The sequence below is a fragment of the Algoriphagus sp. Y33 genome (assembly GCF_014838715.1).
GTDB lineage: Bacteria > Bacteroidota > Bacteroidia > Cytophagales > Cyclobacteriaceae > Algoriphagus.
On sequence record NZ_CP061947.1, the window covers coordinates 148,833 to 166,764 of the forward strand.

The 17,932-nt window shown below is 41.3% G+C and carries 17 protein-coding genes and 1 pseudogene; 14 read left to right on the forward strand and 4 right to left on the reverse strand.

The window, feature by feature from the left end; translation table 11 throughout:
• Positions 1-221: 221 nt before the first annotated feature.
• The 4 genes from ID165_RS00590 to ID165_RS00605 all read left to right on the forward strand — a co-directional run bounded on the left by ID165_RS00590 (position 222) and on the right by ID165_RS00605 (position 4,814).
• A complete protein-coding gene (locus ID165_RS00590; RefSeq protein WP_192348477.1) occupies positions 222-2,891 on the forward strand; it encodes an RHS repeat protein in 2,670 nt (889 codons plus the stop codon).
• On the forward strand, positions 2,891-3,547 hold the full coding sequence (locus ID165_RS00595; protein ID WP_192348478.1) for a hypothetical protein: 657 nt from the start codon (positions 2,891-2,893) through the stop codon (positions 3,545-3,547). Before ID165_RS00590 ends, ID165_RS00595 begins: the two co-directional genes overlap by 1 nt.
• A 120-nt stretch (positions 3,548-3,667) precedes the next feature.
• Positions 3,668-4,582 (forward strand): RHS repeat-associated core domain-containing protein, encoded by a 915-nt coding sequence (locus ID165_RS00600; RefSeq protein ID WP_192348479.1) that lies wholly within the window; start codon positions 3,668-3,670, stop codon positions 4,580-4,582.
• A gap of 4 nt (positions 4,583-4,586) precedes the next feature.
• On the forward strand, positions 4,587-4,814 hold the full coding sequence (locus ID165_RS00605; protein ID WP_192348480.1) for a hypothetical protein: 228 nt from the start codon (positions 4,587-4,589) through the stop codon (positions 4,812-4,814).
• Positions 4,815-4,952: 138 nt separating this feature from the next.
• Here the strand turns inward: ID165_RS00605 and ID165_RS00610 are convergent, their stop codons facing one another.
• Positions 4,953-5,228 (reverse strand): helix-turn-helix transcriptional regulator, encoded by a 276-nt coding sequence (locus tag ID165_RS00610; RefSeq protein ID WP_192351198.1) that lies wholly within the window; start codon positions 5,226-5,228, stop codon positions 4,953-4,955.
• 294 nt (positions 5,229-5,522) lie between these two features.
• On the opposite strand from ID165_RS00610, the pseudogene ID165_RS00615 reads away from it, so the two are divergent.
• The 6 genes and pseudogenes from ID165_RS00615 to ID165_RS00640 form a co-directional block, all read left to right on the forward strand.
• Positions 5,523-6,029 (forward strand): annotated as a pseudogene (locus ID165_RS00615) (transposase); the annotation flags it as partial.
• A 68-nt stretch (positions 6,030-6,097) separates the two neighbouring features.
• A complete protein-coding gene (locus ID165_RS00620; protein WP_192348482.1) occupies positions 6,098-6,244 on the forward strand; it encodes a hypothetical protein in 147 nt (48 codons plus the stop codon).
• Positions 6,223-6,720, forward strand: coding sequence for an RHS repeat domain-containing protein (locus ID165_RS00625; protein ID WP_192348483.1), 498 nt, complete (start codon positions 6,223-6,225; stop codon positions 6,718-6,720). The genes ID165_RS00620 and ID165_RS00625 overlap by 22 nt, the downstream gene beginning before the upstream one ends.
• A 366-nt stretch (positions 6,721-7,086) precedes the next feature.
• Complete coding sequence (locus tag ID165_RS00630; protein ID WP_192348484.1) at positions 7,087-8,310, forward strand: porin family protein; 1,224 nt, start codon at positions 7,087-7,089, stop codon at positions 8,308-8,310.
• Positions 8,311-8,325: 15 nt separating this feature from the next.
• Positions 8,326-9,243 carry a hypothetical protein gene (locus ID165_RS00635; RefSeq protein WP_192348485.1) on the forward strand — a complete coding sequence of 306 codons (918 nt, stop codon included), beginning with the start codon at positions 8,326-8,328 and terminating at the stop codon, positions 9,241-9,243.
• Positions 9,244-9,471: 228 nt separating this feature from the next.
• Positions 9,472-10,278, forward strand: a complete 807-nt coding sequence (locus tag ID165_RS00640; RefSeq protein WP_192348486.1) for a hypothetical protein — start codon at positions 9,472-9,474, stop codon at positions 10,276-10,278.
• A gap of 356 nt (positions 10,279-10,634) precedes the next feature.
• On the opposite strand, the gene ID165_RS00645 is transcribed toward ID165_RS00640, so the two are convergent.
• Positions 10,635-13,289: a HEAT repeat domain-containing protein gene (locus tag ID165_RS00645; protein ID WP_192348487.1), complete on the reverse strand. Its 2,655-nt coding sequence runs from the start codon at positions 13,287-13,289 to the stop codon at positions 10,635-10,637.
• A gap of 382 nt (positions 13,290-13,671) precedes the next feature.
• Entirely contained in the window at positions 13,672-13,797 is a 126-nt protein-coding gene (locus tag ID165_RS26825; protein WP_255505109.1) for a hypothetical protein, read from the reverse strand.
• A gap of 160 nt (positions 13,798-13,957) precedes the next feature.
• On the opposite strand from ID165_RS26825, the gene ID165_RS00650 reads away from it, so the two are divergent.
• Both ID165_RS00650 and ID165_RS00655 read left to right on the forward strand, forming a co-directional pair.
• Positions 13,958-14,662 (forward strand): ferritin-like domain-containing protein, encoded by a 705-nt coding sequence (locus ID165_RS00650; RefSeq protein WP_192348488.1) that lies wholly within the window; start codon positions 13,958-13,960, stop codon positions 14,660-14,662.
• 25 nt (positions 14,663-14,687) lie between these two features.
• Entirely contained in the window at positions 14,688-15,506 is an 819-nt protein-coding gene (locus ID165_RS00655) for a ferritin-like domain-containing protein (protein WP_192348489.1), read from the forward strand.
• Between the two features lie 124 nt (positions 15,507-15,630).
• Here the strand turns inward: ID165_RS00655 and ID165_RS00660 are convergent, their stop codons facing one another.
• On the reverse strand, positions 15,631-16,164 hold the full coding sequence (locus ID165_RS00660; RefSeq protein WP_192348490.1) for a GNAT family N-acetyltransferase: 534 nt from the start codon (positions 16,162-16,164) through the stop codon (positions 15,631-15,633).
• Between the two features lie 104 nt (positions 16,165-16,268).
• Here ID165_RS00660 and ID165_RS00665 point away from each other — a divergent pair, with 104 nt between their 5' ends.
• Entirely contained in the window at positions 16,269-17,120 is an 852-nt protein-coding gene (locus ID165_RS00665) for an ATP-binding cassette domain-containing protein (RefSeq protein WP_192348491.1), read from the forward strand.
• Complete coding sequence (locus ID165_RS00670; protein ID WP_192348492.1) at positions 17,117-17,932, forward strand: hypothetical protein; 816 nt, start codon at positions 17,117-17,119, stop codon at positions 17,930-17,932. The genes ID165_RS00665 and ID165_RS00670 overlap by 4 nt, the downstream gene beginning before the upstream one ends.

Genomic DNA, 17,932 nt, shown 5'->3' on the forward strand with positions numbered 1-17,932 from the left:
GAGGCCGAAATCAGGAAATCGGCGTCTATTGGATAAAAAAGGCTGTCTTCAATTAGTAAACATTAATATGAGACAACCTCCTTTCTATAAAATAGAATTTGTAATTCGGATAACTTAGTGGGGAGATTCTGACGGTAAACTATTACGACTCCTACCAGTACCTGACCGGTTTATCCTACGCCAATCCGGGCTCACCCTTTCAGTCAACTGCCACGACCAGAGTGCACGGGCTACAGACAGGCAAAAAGGTCAAGGACCTGGAGACCGGGCATTTTTATACCACGGCTTTTTATTACGACAACAAAGGCAGGGTGGTCCAGACACTGGGGCAGCATCAGGTTGGCGGAACGGTACGGTCTTCCACCGCCTATAACTTTGAGGACCAGCCTACCCACCGCCTGACCGCCAATTCCCTGTCCTCCAATTACACGGTTCTCCGCGCCTATACCTACAACGTGATCGGGCAGCTGGAGAAGATTACCCATAAAGTGGGAAGCGGGTCCGTAAAGAACCTTGCCCAATACACCTACGATGACCTGGGCAGGCAGACAGGCAAGACCTTTCCGACGGTGGCCTCCAATGCCAACCAGACGGGCACGTACAATATCCGGGGCTGGCTGACAGGGCAGGGCTCAGGATATACGGGAATCTTCAGGCAGACCTTGTATTATAACAGCGGGGTGACTGCCAACAGGTTCAACGGGAACATAGCGGGGATTTCCTGGACAGGGGGACAGGAGACCACCCCGGTCACCCGTACCTACAACTATGCGTATGACAATGCGAACAGGATCACTGGAGCCACATTCACTTCAACGGCCACCGGGGAAAACAGCCGCTACAACCTGAGCGGGATCGCCTACGATGCCAACGGGAACATCAAGACCATGACCCGGCGGGGAGAAAGGGCTGCCGGGAACTATAACATAGTCGATGCACTGACTTATAGTTATGCGACCAACACCACCTTTGGGGATATCTATTCCAACAGGCTGCTGGGAGTGGCAGACGGACAAAGCTCCAATACTTTTACCTCCAAAGATTTCAAGCCCAACACCGGGGCAACGGGGAATTACCTTTATGATGCCAACGGGAACCAGCGGGTGAACAAAGACAGGAGAATTTCGGAGACCAAATTCAACCACCTGAACCTTCCCGAAGAGATCACTTTCTCCACGGGAGGCAAGCTGAAATTTGCCTACGATGCGGAAGGGAACAAACTGACCCAGAAGGCTTACGACAGCAGCGGATCCCTGACCAAGACCCGGGATTACATCGGTGAGGTAGTGCTTCTGAACGGAGCCCTGGATTATCTGGTGCATGAGGAGGGAAGGATAGTTGCGGAGGAGAACCAACTTTGGAGTGAATTTTATGTGAAGGACCATCTGGGGAATGTAAGACAGGTGCTGCGCAGTCCTACTGTCCAGGCCTTTACGGCCACGATGGAGACAGGCCGTGCAGCGTCAGAGGAGCTGGAGTTTTCCATGGTATCGGAATCCAGACAGACCGAGCCCGAGCATAATGTGACCGAGGGCGGAAACAAGGTGGCCTGGCTGAATGCCGACCGTGGAAGAATGGTGGGACCCGGAAGAACCCAGGAAATCTATGCGGGTGACAGTTTAAAACTTCAGGTACACGGCAAATACCTGGAGGACAAAAACCAAAAAGTGAACGCCGCAAGCTTTATGGCAGCGGGGGGCAGGGAAAGACTGGTGGCAGACCTGAACGAACTGGCGTTGAGCACCCAGCGTGCGGGCGGTGCAAATCCCATTGCCCTGCTGAATCTGGCGGATATCCTGGCCAAGGACCTACAGAAGAAAGAAGCTCCCGAGGCCTATCTGATGTATGCACTCTATGATCAGGACAGCAACAGATATGAGGTGGGCAAGAAAGTCCTTTCTAAAAATGCTGCAAACCGGCATGAAGTGTTGGAAGAGAATATGTATATTTCCAAAGACGGATATATGGAGACCTTTGTGGTAAACGAAACCTCGGAGGATGTCTGGTTTGACAATATGACGGTGATGAGTGTGAGTTCGGCCATAGTACAGGAAACACATTATGATCCCTGGGGACTGGAACTGAAAGGACTGGGCTTTCAGCATGGATTATACAAGGCAAACAAGTACCTCTATCAGGGTAAAGAGATGATGGATGACCAAAATCTCAATATTTATGATTTTGAAGCCCGTGGATATGACCCCGTCATAGGTAGGACTTTGCAGATCGATCCCCATGCGGATAATTATTATGCTTTGTCTCCCTACAGTTGGGTAGCCAATAATCCGCTTAACGTTATTGACCCGACCGGAATGGATACGGTAAACATAAATAATCTTAATTGGCCAACCTTTAAAACAGATGAAGATGAGTTGGTTTTAAATGAGGTTATAGTGTCCGCAAGTGCGTCTGATAAACCTGCAGATGCAACAAAAGAACATATTCCAATGTGGTTGCTTGGAAGTGGGGATAAGGTAATGGGGCACAGAGATGGGCTTTCTGGTCTTGAAGATTTTTTTGGTAAAAGGACGTACGGACCTTTTGATGTTAATGCGCAGGGAAGGATAATCGGATTAACTCCTACGACAGGTGTTGGGCCAGACGTAGGAAGAATAGGACCAGCTAGGGGAATAAAAACAGTCCGTGACTTATTTGCAGCTGGGAAAAAGTTACCTAAGGTTAAAGGGGGAGGGCAGATTTCAATTAAAGGAAATATTGATGACGTGTTTAATTCGATATCTAAAGGAAGGAAGACTGAAGTCCTGAAGGGAGATCGGGTTCAGACAACATTAAAGGATGGAACAATTTTAACAAAATATCCTGCTTCTTCTGGTCCTCCAACAATTCAGGTAAATCAAGGTGGTAAAATAACTAAAGTTAGATTTGAATAATGGATATTGAATTAATACAAATTTTAAGAGAATACGATAGTATTGAGCTAGGCTCCCAGGATCGTGATTTATCCAAACGATATTTAGAAAAATATTGGTTAGATATAACTGAATTTAACAGTAATTGGCTTCCAGTAAAAAACAAGATTTTTAATCCTACTTCAAAAGATCTGCCTGATAAAATGTTTAATGAGGATTTTGAACTTTTAGTTCAAAAAGCTGGGGTATTATTTACCAAAGAGGAATATTATGCTTTACAAAAATGTATGCTGGCTGCAGGAGATAAATTTTTTGTAATTATAGAAAACAAAGAAGCAGCGAATGCAATAGAAAGTGATCATGTTCGATTAAGGTTTACATATCCTGTAAATACCTCTTGGAATGAGTTATGTAATGATAATGAAAAGCACTTGACTACTGAAATATCATCTTATGACTTACTTGTCAATCCACAAAAGAATTTTTTTGTTTTTGGTGATAGTGGAAAGTGGGGGAAATATACAGCAAATAATTATGGATACACTCCTCTTGAAATAATCGGATTTAAACCTGAATTAGCCTCCAATTTTATCGAGCAATTTAAACTACCGAAAAATGAACAGGAGGAAATACTTGCGTGGTTGCCTCGGAATTATAAAAAGTTAATAAAATGGTAAGATGCTTTAAACGATAGTTACAGCAATGGATATGAAGTAAGTAAGAAAATCCTCAGTAAAAGTGCAGCGAACCAGCATGAGGTATTGGAGGAGAATCTGTAAATTCAAGAAGACGGCTTTATGGAAACCTTTGTGGTGAACGAAACTTCTGAGGACGTATGGTTTGACAATATGATGGTGATGAGTGTGAGTTCGGCCATAATACAAGAAACTCATTATGATCCCTGGGGATTGGAGCTGACGGGACTTGGGTATCAGTATGGAGGCATCAAGGCAAACAAGTACCTCTATCAGGGCAAAGAGATGATGGATGACCATAATTTAAATATTTACGATTTTGAAGCCCGTGGTTATGATCCGGTGATTGGGAGAACCATACAGATGGATCCGCATGCGGAAAGTTATTACAATTTGTCGCCTTACAGTTGGGTAGCCAATAATCCGCTAAGTGTAATTGATCCGACCGGAATGGATACGGTCAATGTGAATAACCTTGATATGCGAACCTTCAATCCGGATGTGGATGTCGTGGGTCTGGATGAGGTGGTAGTTTCTGCAAGTGGTGGATCAGATGAACCTGCGGATGCGACCAGAGAGAATATTCCAATCTGGCTGCTCCGTGAAGGTGATAAAGTGATGGGGCACAGAGATGGGATTTCTGGTCTTGAAGATTTTTTTGGTAAAAGGACTTACGGACCTTTTGATGTTAATGCGCAGGGAAGGATAATCGGACTAACTCCTACTACAGGTGTTGGGCCTGATGTGGGCAGGGGAGGTGCAGCAAGGGGAGGTAAATGGATTTATGGACGTTTTAAAACGTTTACCAAATGGGCTAACCAGCTTGCAAAAAGAGGGTGGACCGAAAAGCAAATAACAGAAGCTATTACCAGTGGGAAAACTTTTAGTGCGATAAATAATGTAAATAAGGCTAATGCAGCAACAAGGTACGTTCACCCAACAACTGGACAATCAGTAGTTGTCGATGATGTTACAAAGGAACTACTCCATGTTGGAGGCCCTGGCTTTAAATATTAACGAAATGGAAAAGATAGTATACGTCCAGCTTTTAGGAGAAGGAACTATTGTTTACCGTCCTGTTCCTGCTACTCAAATAAATGGGAGTATCCATTTATTAAGGGGCGAGGAAATATTCGACGGAGATGACGAGGATTGGGAGTTTCTTCCTGGAACCAAAGTTGTGGTAGAAGAAAGAGAACTTGGAGGGGAAAAAGTTTTTGTAGCTATTGACAAGGAAACCACTAAGTAAGTTGACAAATTATCGTATGCTTTGATTCTCAAATATGGGTAACAGGCTAAAGAGTACAAATCCTGTAGAATCTTTTAGGTCAGAGATTTATTAGATGTTTAAATACGAAAAGCCCGGTGTTGACCGGGCTTTTGTGTTTTATACACTGAGTGAGTTCTGCACCTGGCACTTGAACAGGAATGCGTCCATCAGGGCGAATATGTGTTCCCTGTCCTCGGGCTGCAGTTTTTCGATGTCCTGCAGGCGTTTGACGGTTTTTTTGTCGAAGGAGCTGTTGATCCCCTCACCGACCAGATAGTCCAGCGATACGCCGAAGGCATCGGCTATTTTTTTTGCCGCCTCGATGGAGGGGACGGCATCCCCTCGCTCGTACTTGCCGATCATCTCCCTGGACACGCCGCTTTCTGCGGCCAGTTTTCCCCCCTGAGTGTAGACGGATCATGGATTGGACTAGGTGTAGTTTGCCTGCCCTGCAAACCGACCTCTCGCTAAAAAGCTTTGCCAAAGCTTTTTCTCACGCTCGATTCTACCTTTATATAGATACAAATTTGTAATTTGCTACTTTCGAAAAACATGATTTTATGGGAGAAGCCTACCAGATAAGAGATAAAGAAATCGAGCGTAAAGTAAAGATAAAGCTTATTATAGAGACCTTTGTACGAGATTCCAAATGGCCATTAAAACTTACTAAAATCATTTGAATTACCCTATTTTCTTACTTTCCAGGTAATGGGTTGGGCAGATGTTTTTACCGGAAAAATATACCGGGATTTGATTTTGGAAAACCTTTCGTGTTGCCGAGTAGAAAAGGGATTATTCTTATATGGTTATGTCATCATGAGCAATCATATTCATTTGGTGGTTCAGCACAAGGACGGGAAGCTTTCGGGTTGGGTACGTGATTTCAAAAAGTTCACCGGCAAGAAGTTATTGAGAATGATTCTTGAAAATCTTCAGGAAAGCAGGCGAGAATGGCTAAAGATGATATTTGAGTATCATGCAGCGTATAGCAAGCGTTCTGGGGATTTGCAGTTTTGGACCCATGAAAACCATGCGATAGAATTGTACCGACCTGAAATGATAGAGAGCAGGATGGCCTACATCCACGATAATCCTGTTAGAGCAGGGCTGGTAGAAAAACCTGAGGACTATCTGTATTCCGGTGCGAGAAATTATTCAGGACTAAAGGGTTTGATAGAAGTGGATTATTGGTGATTTTGGCTTATTTCCAACTGCAGATTAAGGATATTGGGGTGAAGTTGCAAACTTCACCCAGCGTGCAAATGAACTTTAAAGGTGCTGAGAAGAAACTACGCCCAGGGGAGAACCTGACTACCTTCAAACCGGTGACCTTGGCAGCTAAGGAGACAGGCACCAGCCGCACACCCTGGCCCAAAGACTCCCGTCTTTGTCCTCCCACCAACTCTTAAAAACCAATCAAATTACCATACAAAAGCCCGGATATGTGTATATTTATCTGTCCAACGAGAATCCCACCCCCGTGGAAGTGTTTCCCGAAACAAGTTCGGGACAGGCATTTGACGACTTTAAGGTAACCCATACCAATACCCCTATAGTACAGAAGGATGACTACTATCCTTTTGGGCTGACATTCAATTCCTATTCAGCACCGGGTGGGGTGGGGCAGAAATTTAAATTCAATGGTAAGGAAAGGGAAGAACTGACGGGTTGGGATGATTTCGGGGCAAGAATGTATATGAGTGACTTGGGAAGATGGGGCGTTGTTGACCCGATGACATCTATTTATTGGGATTATTCTCCCTATAACTTTGGAATCAATAATCCTATAAATGTAATTGACCCCAATGGGAAATTGTTTTTTATGTTAATGAAGAGGGTAAAATTATTTATTAAAAAAAGCAAATTCTTTCGGGATAAAATTTAAAGTAATTGAAGATTAAGGAGTTTATTTGCATTCTTATGTAGTGCTTGAGAAGCAAGAAGCAAATTTCAAATATCTAAATTTATATTGCATTTTAGTATGTTTTTATTATTATCTGTGGTAACTATTTATTTAATATCTTTGTTCTGAAGTAAATGGACATTTTTTTTAAAAAAAAATAAGGTGTCAATGGAGTTTTCTTAACGCTTCAAAATGGAGGAAGATTGAGAAACACCTTAGTGAATTGAATTGAAATCAGGGTGACGTTTTGTCTAATAGGTAGTTTTTTGCGGGAATGCATTTAAAAAACTCCTTAGGTTATGGGTTATTATAATTTAACTATACAAATATTAACAAATTAAATTAATTATGAAAAAACAGCTACTATTTTTTTTAGCAACAATATTAAGCTTTAATTGCTATTCACAAATCTCTTTTGAAAAGGGGTATTACATTGGTGACGATAATCAAAAAATTGATTGTTTGATCAAAAATATCGATTGGAAAAATAATCCAACTGAATTTGAATATAAACTATCCGGAAACAGTGAGTCTAAAAAGGTGACTATAAAATCAATCAAAGAATTTGGTGTTGATAATAGTTCAAAATACGTTAGAAGCACTGTGAATATTGACAGGTCTAGTGAGAGTGTTAATAATTTAAGCGATGATAAAAATCCTATATTTCAGGAAGAGGAGGTTTTTTTAAAAGTTTTAGTTGATGGTAAAGCTACCTTATATGAATACGTTGATGGTAACTTAAAAAGATATTTTTATATTAAAGAGAACTCTAATGTTGAACAATTAATCTATAAAAAATATAGAACCCCTGAGAATTATATTGGAGAAAATAATAAATTTAGACAGCAGCTATGGATTGATTTGAATTGTCCAAATTTTAAAATGAGTAAAATTGAGAATGTAGAATATACGAGAAATGATTTAGTAAGATTTTTTATTGAGTACAGTGAATGCCATAATGACGAAATAATTAATTTCCAGCTACAACAAAAAAGAGATTTATTTAATATGACAATCAGACCTCGCATAAATAGTTCTTCATTAACAATTCAGAGCTCTACTTCTGATTCTAGAGATACTGATTTTGGGAATAAAGTAGGTGTTGGTTTTGGATTAGAAGCTGAGTTTGTTTTACCTTTTAATAAGAACAAATGGGCAATTGCAATTGAGCCAACTTATCAAAGTTTCAAGTCGGAAAAAAGGTCTAATGTAAATAATGTTTCTGGAGGAGTATTGATAGCAAATGTTGATTACAGTTCTATTGAATTTCCTGTAGGATTAAGACATTATTTATTTCTAAGTAATAATTCTAAAGTTTTTATAAATGCTTCTTACATATTTGATTTAAGTTCAAAGTCATCAATTGAATTTACCAGAAACGATGGGTCAAATTTAGATTCAATAGAAATTGAGACAAGAAGTAACCTAGCTATAGGGATTGGTTACAAACAAAATGATAGATATAGTTTAGAGGTAAGGTATCAGACCAATAGGGAAATTTTAAGGAACTACTTATTTTGGAATTCTGAATATAAAACATTATCAATAGTATTTGGGTATTCATTATTCTGAAAATCAAAAAAAGAAATGAAAAATATACTAACTACAGTAGTTTTGCTGTTTTTTGTTTGTCTTGCTTCATATGGACAGATTCAGACGCAAAATTTAAATATGGGTCTATATCAACTTCAGTTTCCAAGCGCAAGTGGCGGTAATAATAGAATACAAAGCTATGGGGGGAGTGTATATGGCACTTGGCTTTTTAAATCAAGATTTGACCATATTATTTTAGACGCGGGTGAAAATGATTTAAATTATAGGCAAATTATCTTTAAAATCGGAGGAGTGGAAAAGGCCAGATTTTTTTCTAATGGATACTTAGGAATAGGGACTCAATATCCTGAGGCCATGCTCCATGTAAAAAACGGAAACAATTCGTACGGAACTATTCTGGCAAGCGCAAATGAGAGCAATTTCTCTTTGTATGCTAAAACCTTGACAACCCACCCGATAAATGTTGAATCTTTTAGATTGGGATTAAAATATGGTGAAGGGGAGAACAATGGCTTTATCTCGTTTTATAGAGGGGCTGGCTCATCAGGAGGTTATCTTGGTTTTTCTACAAATGGAGCCGAACGAATAAGAATATTGACCAATGGCAATGTTGGGATAGGCACTTCAACCACTGGAAGTCATAAATTAGCCGTAGACGGTTCAATTGGAGCTAGAGAGGTCAAAGTTGAAACAGCAGTTTGGGCGGATTTCGTGTTCAATACCAATTATGAGCTTCGGACACTTGAAGAGGTAGAGAAATTTATCTCTAAGAATAAGCACCTCCCGGATATCCCAAGTGAAGACCAAGTAGTGGAAAATGGAATCAACTTAGGTGAGATGAATGTTAAACTGCTGCAGAAGATAGAAGAGCTTACACTATACCTTATACAGCAAAACAGGAAAGTTGAAGAACTTCAGATAGAAGTTGCCTCATTGAAAAAAGCACTTTAAACTTAAGGTAATTTCAAGGCCAGCCAAAAAGAGTAAATTTTTTAGATCATTCTTAAACTTATATGATTATCCGCAATGATGCCAGTAACCTCATTTTCTTTGGTGTAACAGCTGGAACACCGATGACAGAAGACCGAAGTGGCCTCGGCGCTAGTGTTTTCCAAATCCTATAATGCTTTAGTCTCTTTACTGGCAGAAAAGCGGATATACATAAAACTTATATTAATTATGAAAAATGTTTTATTGCTATGCTTATTGTTTGGGTTGAGTTCAGTGACTAGCGCTCAGCAACAGTTTTCCCAATTATATGGAACCAATGAAATTGAAGATAAGATTTCTTTGATTGGTAATAGACTTGGCCAAACTAACATGTACGGATTCGGTATAGAAAGCGGAACTCTTTACTACAAGTCTGCTTCAACTCATCGATGGTATATTGAAGCCAATGCTGATGGAGGAAGCAACTTCAAAATGCAACTTAACTCAGGAGGATTAATACTCAGGGGCTCACTCACTTCAGCAGGAACCATGAGTTTGCAATCAACTTCATCTTCAGTTGGAGATATTGTTTCTCTTTATGGAGATAGGCTTGGACATCCGGCTATGTATGGTTTTGGCGTTGAAGCTAGTGGTGGAATATTGTACAACAAGGCAAAAGGAGGCTATAGCTGGTATATTCATAAAAATGCTGACTTAGGTGTCAGTGCTATGATGCGGTTAAGTAGCACTGAGCTCATTGTGGATGGAAGAATAAGTAGTGAAGAAGTGAAAGTAGAAGTAATAAATGGCCCGGATTATGTCTTCGAACCTGATTATGAACTTCGAAGCCTTAGTGAAACCAAGGAATATATCATCAAGAATAAGCATTTGCCTGAAATACCATCTGCATCTGAAATGGAAAATAACGGGATTGACCTCGGAGACATGAACATGCGGCTTTTGAAGAAGATTGAAGAGCTGACACTGTATCAGATCGAACTAATGGAAGAAATGGAAAAGATGAAGAAAGAACTCCAAAGGATTAGTGCGAATTGAAATCAACCAGCTAGCGCAAGTCTCCAGACTTGCGCTCAGCTCAATGCAGTCTCCCGACTGCCAATGGTTAAGGTTCCCCAAAACCGGAAGTTTTATTTTCAACCGAAAAGAGTGACAAAAGCCGCATAGCAAGTAGCAAGAGCATAGAACCAAGATATTTGATCAGTAGTCAAAACAAATAGGGCAGGATGATATTTTAACCCATTAACCTTTACCCATCGTCTGAAAGTGGGAAGCACTTCAGTATCATTTCCAATACACAACTGAATCTTTAACCCTTAACCTTTAACAATTAACTTTCAACAATTAACTAAACCTCCAAATTGTTTCGCTAGTCACCAAAATAGCGTCAATTTTTACTTCTGCTGTTGCAAATAAGTGATCAGTGAAGCCAATTCTTCAAAGGAAAGTGAATTGACCAAGCCTGGAGGCATCATGGACGTCTCCATCACCTTGCGGGTTTTGATGGTGCTTTTGTCTAGTTTTGTAGCTGTGCCGGTGATGTCCTGAAGTACCACTTCATCAGCAGTCTCTGCTGTGACAAAACCCATGTAGCTCTTATCGTCATCTGTATCAATCAGTACAGAAGCAAAGCCTTGAGAGATAGAGGCATTTGGTTTCAGGATAGATTCGGTGATCTGCGACCTGTTCATGATCGAGCCGATTTGACCCATATATGGTCCCTTTAGTGGCTGACCTTTTTCTATACTGTGACAGGCTATGCATCCTTGGCTGGTGAATAATGCTTTGCCTTTCACCGGATCTCCTTCAAGATCTTGTACGGCGATCATTACATCCTCGATAGAGGAAGCCCCAACCTGACCTTTTTTGTTCTTTATCTCCTCCAGATCGATTTCAGTTTCCTGGATCACCAAGGTTGATTCTTCCAAGCCAAATTCCTCAATTTCCATCCTGTTACGTTCATTGAGATCCGCAAAGAACTGTCTTTTCGTGGCATCAAACGCATTGCGCTCGCCAAGCAAGAAACCTTTGATTTTATCGGATGACCCCCAAGTGATTCCTTTGTAATATGGACCATGTGTATCCGGGCGGGTTCCCCACCACCAAGAACCGTCGTATGGGGCCTCTTTTTTGTAAAGTCTGGAAAGCGTACCCAAAATTTCTGTTTTCAACTCCATATCATCTGTTTTGCCATAGGCTTTGATCAACCCATCCACTGCCTTTGGATCATGCATATAGCGTAATGCCCAAAGTGCAATTTTTGAATTTTCTGTACCGATTGCGTTAACAGCGGCATCTACTGCGTCAAGCTCTACCAGTGCTTTTACAGCTATATGCGGAAGGATAATAGCGGAATTTGGCGTAGCGTGCGGTCCTTCAGTTCCTTTGTCCTGTTGCTTAAACGAGGCAGGGACTTTTACTCTGAGTAATTCCGCCGCCGCTTGGGGGTTGCCAATTCTGCCTAAGGCTACAATAGCAGCGGATTTCACCCGGTCGTTTGGATCAGTTACGCCTTCGGTAAATGGATCGAGAGGAACTCCCTGAAGACAGGTTTTTCGGTCTGCCAAAGCACGTAGGGCAAACTCTCTTACTTTTTCTTCTTGGCTCAATTTTACCAATTCTCCATTACCGCTTTCACAGGTAGCTTGTGCATAGGTGTAAATACCGGCAACGCGCACTTCCAGTGGCAAGGTTCTGTCAGTAGCTACTGCAAGTGCGGCAGCTCCTGCTTCATCTGGAAAACGTGCAAGTAGTTCACGCTGGGCATGAAAACGTGAAACGGAATTAGCTGCTTTCAGCAATGCAGTCAATTGGTCAACTGTGGCAGTGGTCAAGTCAGGGAAAGCTTCGTATTCCCAACCTTTTGGAACTACACGAACGACATAGCCTTTTTCCTCACTGCCAAAGTATCCTGCACCATCCCATGCCGCAAGGAACATTCTCCCTGAAGCATCCACGTCGATATCTGTAATCTGGGAAAGTTTGATAAACTCTTCATCCTGCTGGGTAAATCCCGGACCATCCATTGTTACCCGATGAATGTACAATTGACTTCTGCCCCAATCGGCCATCATCGGCACGTGATTGTATTTGGCAGGCCAGCGGTCATCGTCCATAAAGTAACTACCGGTGCCGGAGCCCCCGCCCAGATCAGCAAGGGCAGGGATAATCTCTTCTGTGAAATTCTGGAAAAAGTTGGGATAGCCATACTCTCCAGATTGGGTGTAGTGAATAAAGCGGATATTCCAGCCGCCACCGTCATTGGTATTGCCTCTGGTATAAATATTCATAAAAGGATCAATAGCCACATCATAAATGTTTCGGGTTCCATGGATGTATTCTTCCATTTCGGTGCCGTCGGGACGGACACGGACTATACCTCCGCCAAGCATGGTCATTTTCTTCCCATCCCTGTCAGTGGCATTATGAAATCCGAAATCACCTACCGCAATATAAATCCATCCATCGATACCCATTCTGATCCCGTTGGTAGAGTGATCGGTGCCACGTGAACGGATAGATTCCGGGGATGAAATCCCTTCAATCAGGACCTTGGAAGGCCCATCTGCCACGCCATCATTGTCTTTGTCTTCATAAACCACCAGATTCATTCCTTCTGCCACTCCTGTTGCTTCCGAAAACTGTGTGTGAAGCACGAAAACCTGATCTCTTACCGCAATGATGCCTCTTGGGTTGTCTACTTTGACAAATTCAGTATGAGAATCCAATTCTCCATCATTATTGCTATCGACCAACCGGACAATAGCCCCTTTACCGGGCTCTTTGCCCAGAGAACCCATCATATCTACTCCCACGAATACATTTCCATTGGGAGATACAGCCAATGCAGCCGGGCTTGGTACAATGTCAGGGCCTGCGAAATTACTTAATATAAGCTCAGTACTGTCAGCACCTGTAGTATCACCTGTTGACTTAGGATAGAAATTTGAAAGCTCTTCTAGATCAGCTTTTCTTGTGTCGGGACTAGAGCATCCAAAAGCCAATAGACCACCAGCCAATAGTATTACTGGAAACGAAATTTGAGACATGCTAGCAAATAAAATTTGAAATGTATTTTTTTTGAGGTTGCTGTTTGCACCCTCAAATATATTGGATTCTGCTCTTTCTGAGCATATTTTCCATGTTTCCTTTGCTTATAGGGGGTATTAGTTGATAAATGGTGAGAGGTGGTCAATATTCACTCAGTTTGAGTGAATATTGAGTTAAGATTTTCAGTTGTTGAATGGATATTCATTAACCCAATTAGAATTTAGTTGTAACAATAGGTAATCTGTTTAGAGCTTTCCGACCAACGCCTATATGTTTTTCTCCCAAGGTTACCATAAGTGATATTCCCCTTTAGGATTTTCCCGGATCTTAAGGATGCAGGGCTTTTCTTGATTGGCAGCAGACACAAAGTTAATATCCTCTTTACTCATCGAAGTTTTCTATGGTGTAGTAGTGTTCATTTTTACCGGAGGTTTTTACATATATCCGGTTTTGCGCGATCATCACCTGTGTCCAATAAGCACCTGCACTGTCAGGTAAGTTCTTCAATAAATTTCACCATATCCCAAAAAACTTTTGGAGGTACTAAATCCGGTTGGGAGGGGTGTGTCGTAATTGATTGTGAAGTACCTGATCGATCAACTACGGCACTGATAATACCATTTCAAGAAAACCATAACCGGATTATTAACCTAAAACACTCAGTAAAATGAAAAATGAACTAATTAAGCCAAAGGGACTGGTGAAAAATGCTAACCGCAGACAGTTCCTCAAGACAGGCTCACTGTCGGTAGCCGCTGCGGGATTAATCATGGTGGGCTGTAACGATGATATAGAAGATAGGAGCCCAATGCCTGATGGCGAAGGGGTAATGCTAGGTGCAGGAGATATAGGGATTTTGAATTATGCCTATGCTTTGGAGCAACTTGAGGCTGCATTCTATGCCACTGTAATGCAGGGAAGCTACTTTGCCAATGCAAGCGCAGAAGAAAAAACCATAATGGGAGATTTGGAGAAGCACGAAAGAGCGCACAGGGAGTTTTTCAAGGCGGCGTTGGGAGATGCTGCAATCGCTGACCTCGAAGTTGATTTTAGCGCAATTGATTTTAGCAGTAGGACATCCGTTTTGATGGCTGCGAAGACCTTTGAGGATCTGGGAGTTGCTGCTTATAATGGTGCAGGTCAGTTTATCGAGAGTGTAGATTACCTGCTTATTGCGGGGAAAATTGTCTCTGTGGAAGCCCGGCATGCGGCTGCTATCAGAGATTTGATTAATCCCGGTTCTGCTGATTTTGCGGGAGACGATTTGATCGATGCAAATGGACTTGAGCGAACGCTAAACTTCACAGAGGTTTTGACAGCTGCCAGCTCATTTGTAACCACACCGATTGACTTCAGTCAGTTGCCATCTTAATCCACCACTTTAAACAACACAAGACATGAACTTATTAAAATTGCTAGATAAAATGTGCCCGGATACCACAAGTCCGGAAGAGAAAGATCTATTTTTCTCCAGAAGAGAGGCGTTCCGTCAGTTTGGGGACATGAGTAAGAAAGTGGCTATGGCTGCGGTTCCGCTTGGGATTCTGTCAGCATTGCCGAAAGTGGCAAAGGCTGATACGGCAAGTTTGATTGATGTATTGAACTATGCCTTAACCCTGGAGCATTTGGAGTACAGGTATTATCAGATGGGTATTGAGGCAGGTGTGATCGACAATGCCGATTTGGCGATTTTTACCAAAATTAGAGATCACGAATTGGCACATGTGGATTTTCTGAAAGAAGTGATTTCCAATGTATTGATGGGGACTCCTGTAGCTGAACCTGATTTTGATTTTACTGCAGGCGGCAACTTTATGCCATTCAGTGATTATCCTACTTTCTTAGCATTATCCCAGGCTTTTGAAGATACGGGAGTAAGAGCATACAAGGGACAGGCGGGCAATGTAATGGAAAACGACGTCGTCTTGACTGCGGCGCTATCGATACATTCTGTGGAAGCAAGACATGCGTCCATGGTCAGAAGATTAAGAACTAAGAAAGGGCAGGATGATGTGAAGGGTTGGATTACCAATGCGTCAATCGGAACTCTTCCGGCTGCAACCCAGCCTATTTATGCTGGCGAAGACAACGTCACCCATGGGGGTGTTAATGTTGTTAATTTGACCGGAATAGATGCGGGTGCCGTAGCCGAAGGGTGGGATGAGCCACTTAGCAAAGAACAAGTGCTGGGAATCGCTTCCCTTTTTCTTGCCTAGTTTGGGGTATTAGTTGGGGTTGAGTGGTTAGATGTCATCTCTGTTTAGGGATGGCATCTTTTTTTTGAAATACAAACTTTTCCAAAGTTCTAAACTTTGGAGAAATTAACAGTCGATTTTGAAGTCAAAGCTCAATTTTATATAAGCTACAAGGCTGTAATCTAGAGTGTTCCATTAGATCTGGATGCTCAAAATCATATTCGTATTCCATTCCTATTTTTTGCATCACACGGATTGAAGCTAGATTCTCTGAAGATGCCAGCGAATAGACTTCTTTAATGCCGATTTCTGCACCAAAATCAAGACATCTCTTGGCTCCTTCGCTGGCATAGCCTTGATTCCAAAATTCCTTTCTGATTCTCCATCCTATATCCACGCAGGGAGTGAAGTCAGCTTTGAATGATTTCGTGCCCAAACCTATCATGCCCAAGAATTCTTGGCTCTCCAATAATTCAACGGCGAAATAGCAATGGCCATGATCGTCAAAGAGTCTATTCATTCTGTCCATCATTGCTTGGGATTCCTTCTTGGACAACGGATGCTGAAAGAAAGCCATGGTCTCTTCATCCGCATTCATTTCGGAAAAAGCCGGTAAATCAGGGGGAAGCCAAGTGCGAAAACCGAGTCTTTGGCTTTGGAAGAGGTAAGGTGGATTCATGGCTGAATTTAAGCGTTTGGAGAAATATTTTTATAAAAAGTTTGATTTTCAATTTTAGTTTGTAGTTTAGTGTCATAATACACTATAACACTAAACTGTTTCTTATGATTTTTATTCGAAATCTCGATTTTGGTTACCCCCAAAAGCCATCGATTTTTATTGATCTGGAATGGCAGGCATCATCCGGAAGTGTGATTGGTTTACTTGGAAAAAACGGCACAGGTAAATCTACTTTCCTGAGAATCTTAGCAGGATTACTTTTTCCTAAACGGGGGGAGATAAAATTGATGGGTGAGAATCCTTTCGATAGAAGGCCTGCTTTTTTAGAACAGGTGTTCTTTATCTCTGAGGAAATAAAACTGCCTTTGGATCTTCGCATTGAAAGTTATAAAAACCTGTATGCGAACTTTTATCCTCTATTTGCTTCGGAAAAATTCAATCAAATTTTGGAGGATTTTGGCCTGAGGGGAAGTTCGAAAATTGGCAACTTGTCTTTTGGACAACGAAAAAAGGTACAGATAGCATTTGCCTTAAGTACCGGGTGCAAGTTGTTGCTTTTCGATGAACCTACTAATGGGTTGGATATTCCTTCCAAAAAAGCTTTTCGAAAAATAGTTGCGGGTAGTATAACGGATGAGCAGACTTTACTTATATCCACTCACCAAGTAAAAGATGTGGAGAGACTGATCGACCGTGTAATGATCTTGTCCGAAGGCCAAATAAAGCTAGATGTCGATTTGATTGATATGGGGTGCAATTATTCTTTTGGTAAAGCTTCAGAGGCTCCACCAAACGCAGTTTTTACTGAGGATAATCTGACAAGTGTATCTTTTATAGCCCCAAAAGAATCAGGTGAAGAACCTTCCGACGTGAATCTGGAGCTTTTGTTTAATGCGGTCATCGCAGGAAAAATGATTTCTAAATCTTCCGCCATTCTTAAATTCTCAACCCCATGAATCCAGCCACTCAGTTAACCGGTAAAAGAATCATGAATTTATTCAGATATGAATTCATAATACACAAGAAAATGTATGCTATAGGTATTCCGGCAATGTTTTTACTGGTTGTAGTTTCTTTTTTGGTTGTATTTAGTACTACAAATGGTTTCGGTGCTTTCTATTATCTCTCCTTGTTATTTATCGTGATTTTTGGGGTGGGGCAGAGTTTTCTAGACCTAAGGGATAAATCATCTGCTCAAATTTACTTATTGCTTCCGGGTTCTGCAGCAGAGAAATTCCTCATCCAGTTTATTACCAGAGTTATTTTATTGCCTGTTGTTTTCACGGTGTTATTTATATTGGGAGTGGAGCTTTCCAAAGCACTTTTTCACTTGAGTTCTATAACAACCATAAAAGGGGATTTCCCTGTGTTGGAAATAGATGAATTAAGTGTCAGCCGCATGATATTTGTTTTCCATTCTTGGAATAAGCCATTGATAGTATACTTGCTGTTTTTTGGGGTTGGAGGATTACTTATTTCACTGATGTTTGCAGGAGGGATTATTTTTGGTAAATGGAATTCATTTTTTATGCCTTTATCAATTTTCATCTTTTGGTTACTTATGGTAGCCTCATTTGTAACTTTGTCATGGTTAGTTGTTGGTTTTCCAACTGCAATTGACGAATTTTTTAGTATTAGGCTTGAATTATACCAGTTTGAGATATTTGAAGGGCCTTTGCTTATAGTTGTTTTCATCGTTTTAGTTTGGTTGGCCATTCCTTGGGCTTATTGGGTAGCCTATCTGAAATTGAAAGAAAGACAGGTCTAA

Excerpts from the sequence above, each read along its gene's own strand:
- ID165_RS00650 (WP_192348488.1), top strand. The coding sequence starts at position 13,958 with ATGAAAAATGAACTAATTAAGCCAAAGGGACTGGTGAAAAATGCTAAC.
- ID165_RS00660 (WP_192348490.1), bottom strand. The coding sequence starts at position 16,164 with ATGAATCCACCTTACCTCTTCCAAAGCCAAAGACTCGGTTTTCGCACT.
- ID165_RS00640 (WP_192348486.1), top strand. The coding sequence starts at position 9,472 with ATGAAAAATGTTTTATTGCTATGCTTATTGTTTGGGTTGAGTTCAGTG.
- ID165_RS00605 (WP_192348480.1), top strand. The coding sequence starts at position 4,587 with ATGGAAAAGATAGTATACGTCCAGCTTTTAGGAGAAGGAACTATTGTT.
- ID165_RS00645 (WP_192348487.1), bottom strand. The coding sequence starts at position 13,289 with ATGTCTCAAATTTCGTTTCCAGTAATACTATTGGCTGGTGGTCTATTG.
- ID165_RS00665 (WP_192348491.1), top strand. The coding sequence starts at position 16,269 with ATGATTTTTATTCGAAATCTCGATTTTGGTTACCCCCAAAAGCCATCG.
- ID165_RS00600 (WP_192348479.1), top strand. The coding sequence starts at position 3,668 with ATGGAAACCTTTGTGGTGAACGAAACTTCTGAGGACGTATGGTTTGAC.
- ID165_RS00635 (WP_192348485.1), top strand. The coding sequence starts at position 8,326 with ATGAAAAATATACTAACTACAGTAGTTTTGCTGTTTTTTGTTTGTCTT.
- ID165_RS00595 (WP_192348478.1), top strand. The coding sequence starts at position 2,891 with ATGGATATTGAATTAATACAAATTTTAAGAGAATACGATAGTATTGAG.
- ID165_RS00620 (WP_192348482.1), top strand. The coding sequence starts at position 6,098 with ATGAACTTTAAAGGTGCTGAGAAGAAACTACGCCCAGGGGAGAACCTG.
- ID165_RS00655 (WP_192348489.1), top strand. The coding sequence starts at position 14,688 with ATGAACTTATTAAAATTGCTAGATAAAATGTGCCCGGATACCACAAGT.
- ID165_RS00670 (WP_192348492.1), top strand. The coding sequence starts at position 17,117 with ATGAATCCAGCCACTCAGTTAACCGGTAAAAGAATCATGAATTTATTC.
- ID165_RS00630 (WP_192348484.1), top strand. The coding sequence starts at position 7,087 with ATGAAAAAACAGCTACTATTTTTTTTAGCAACAATATTAAGCTTTAAT.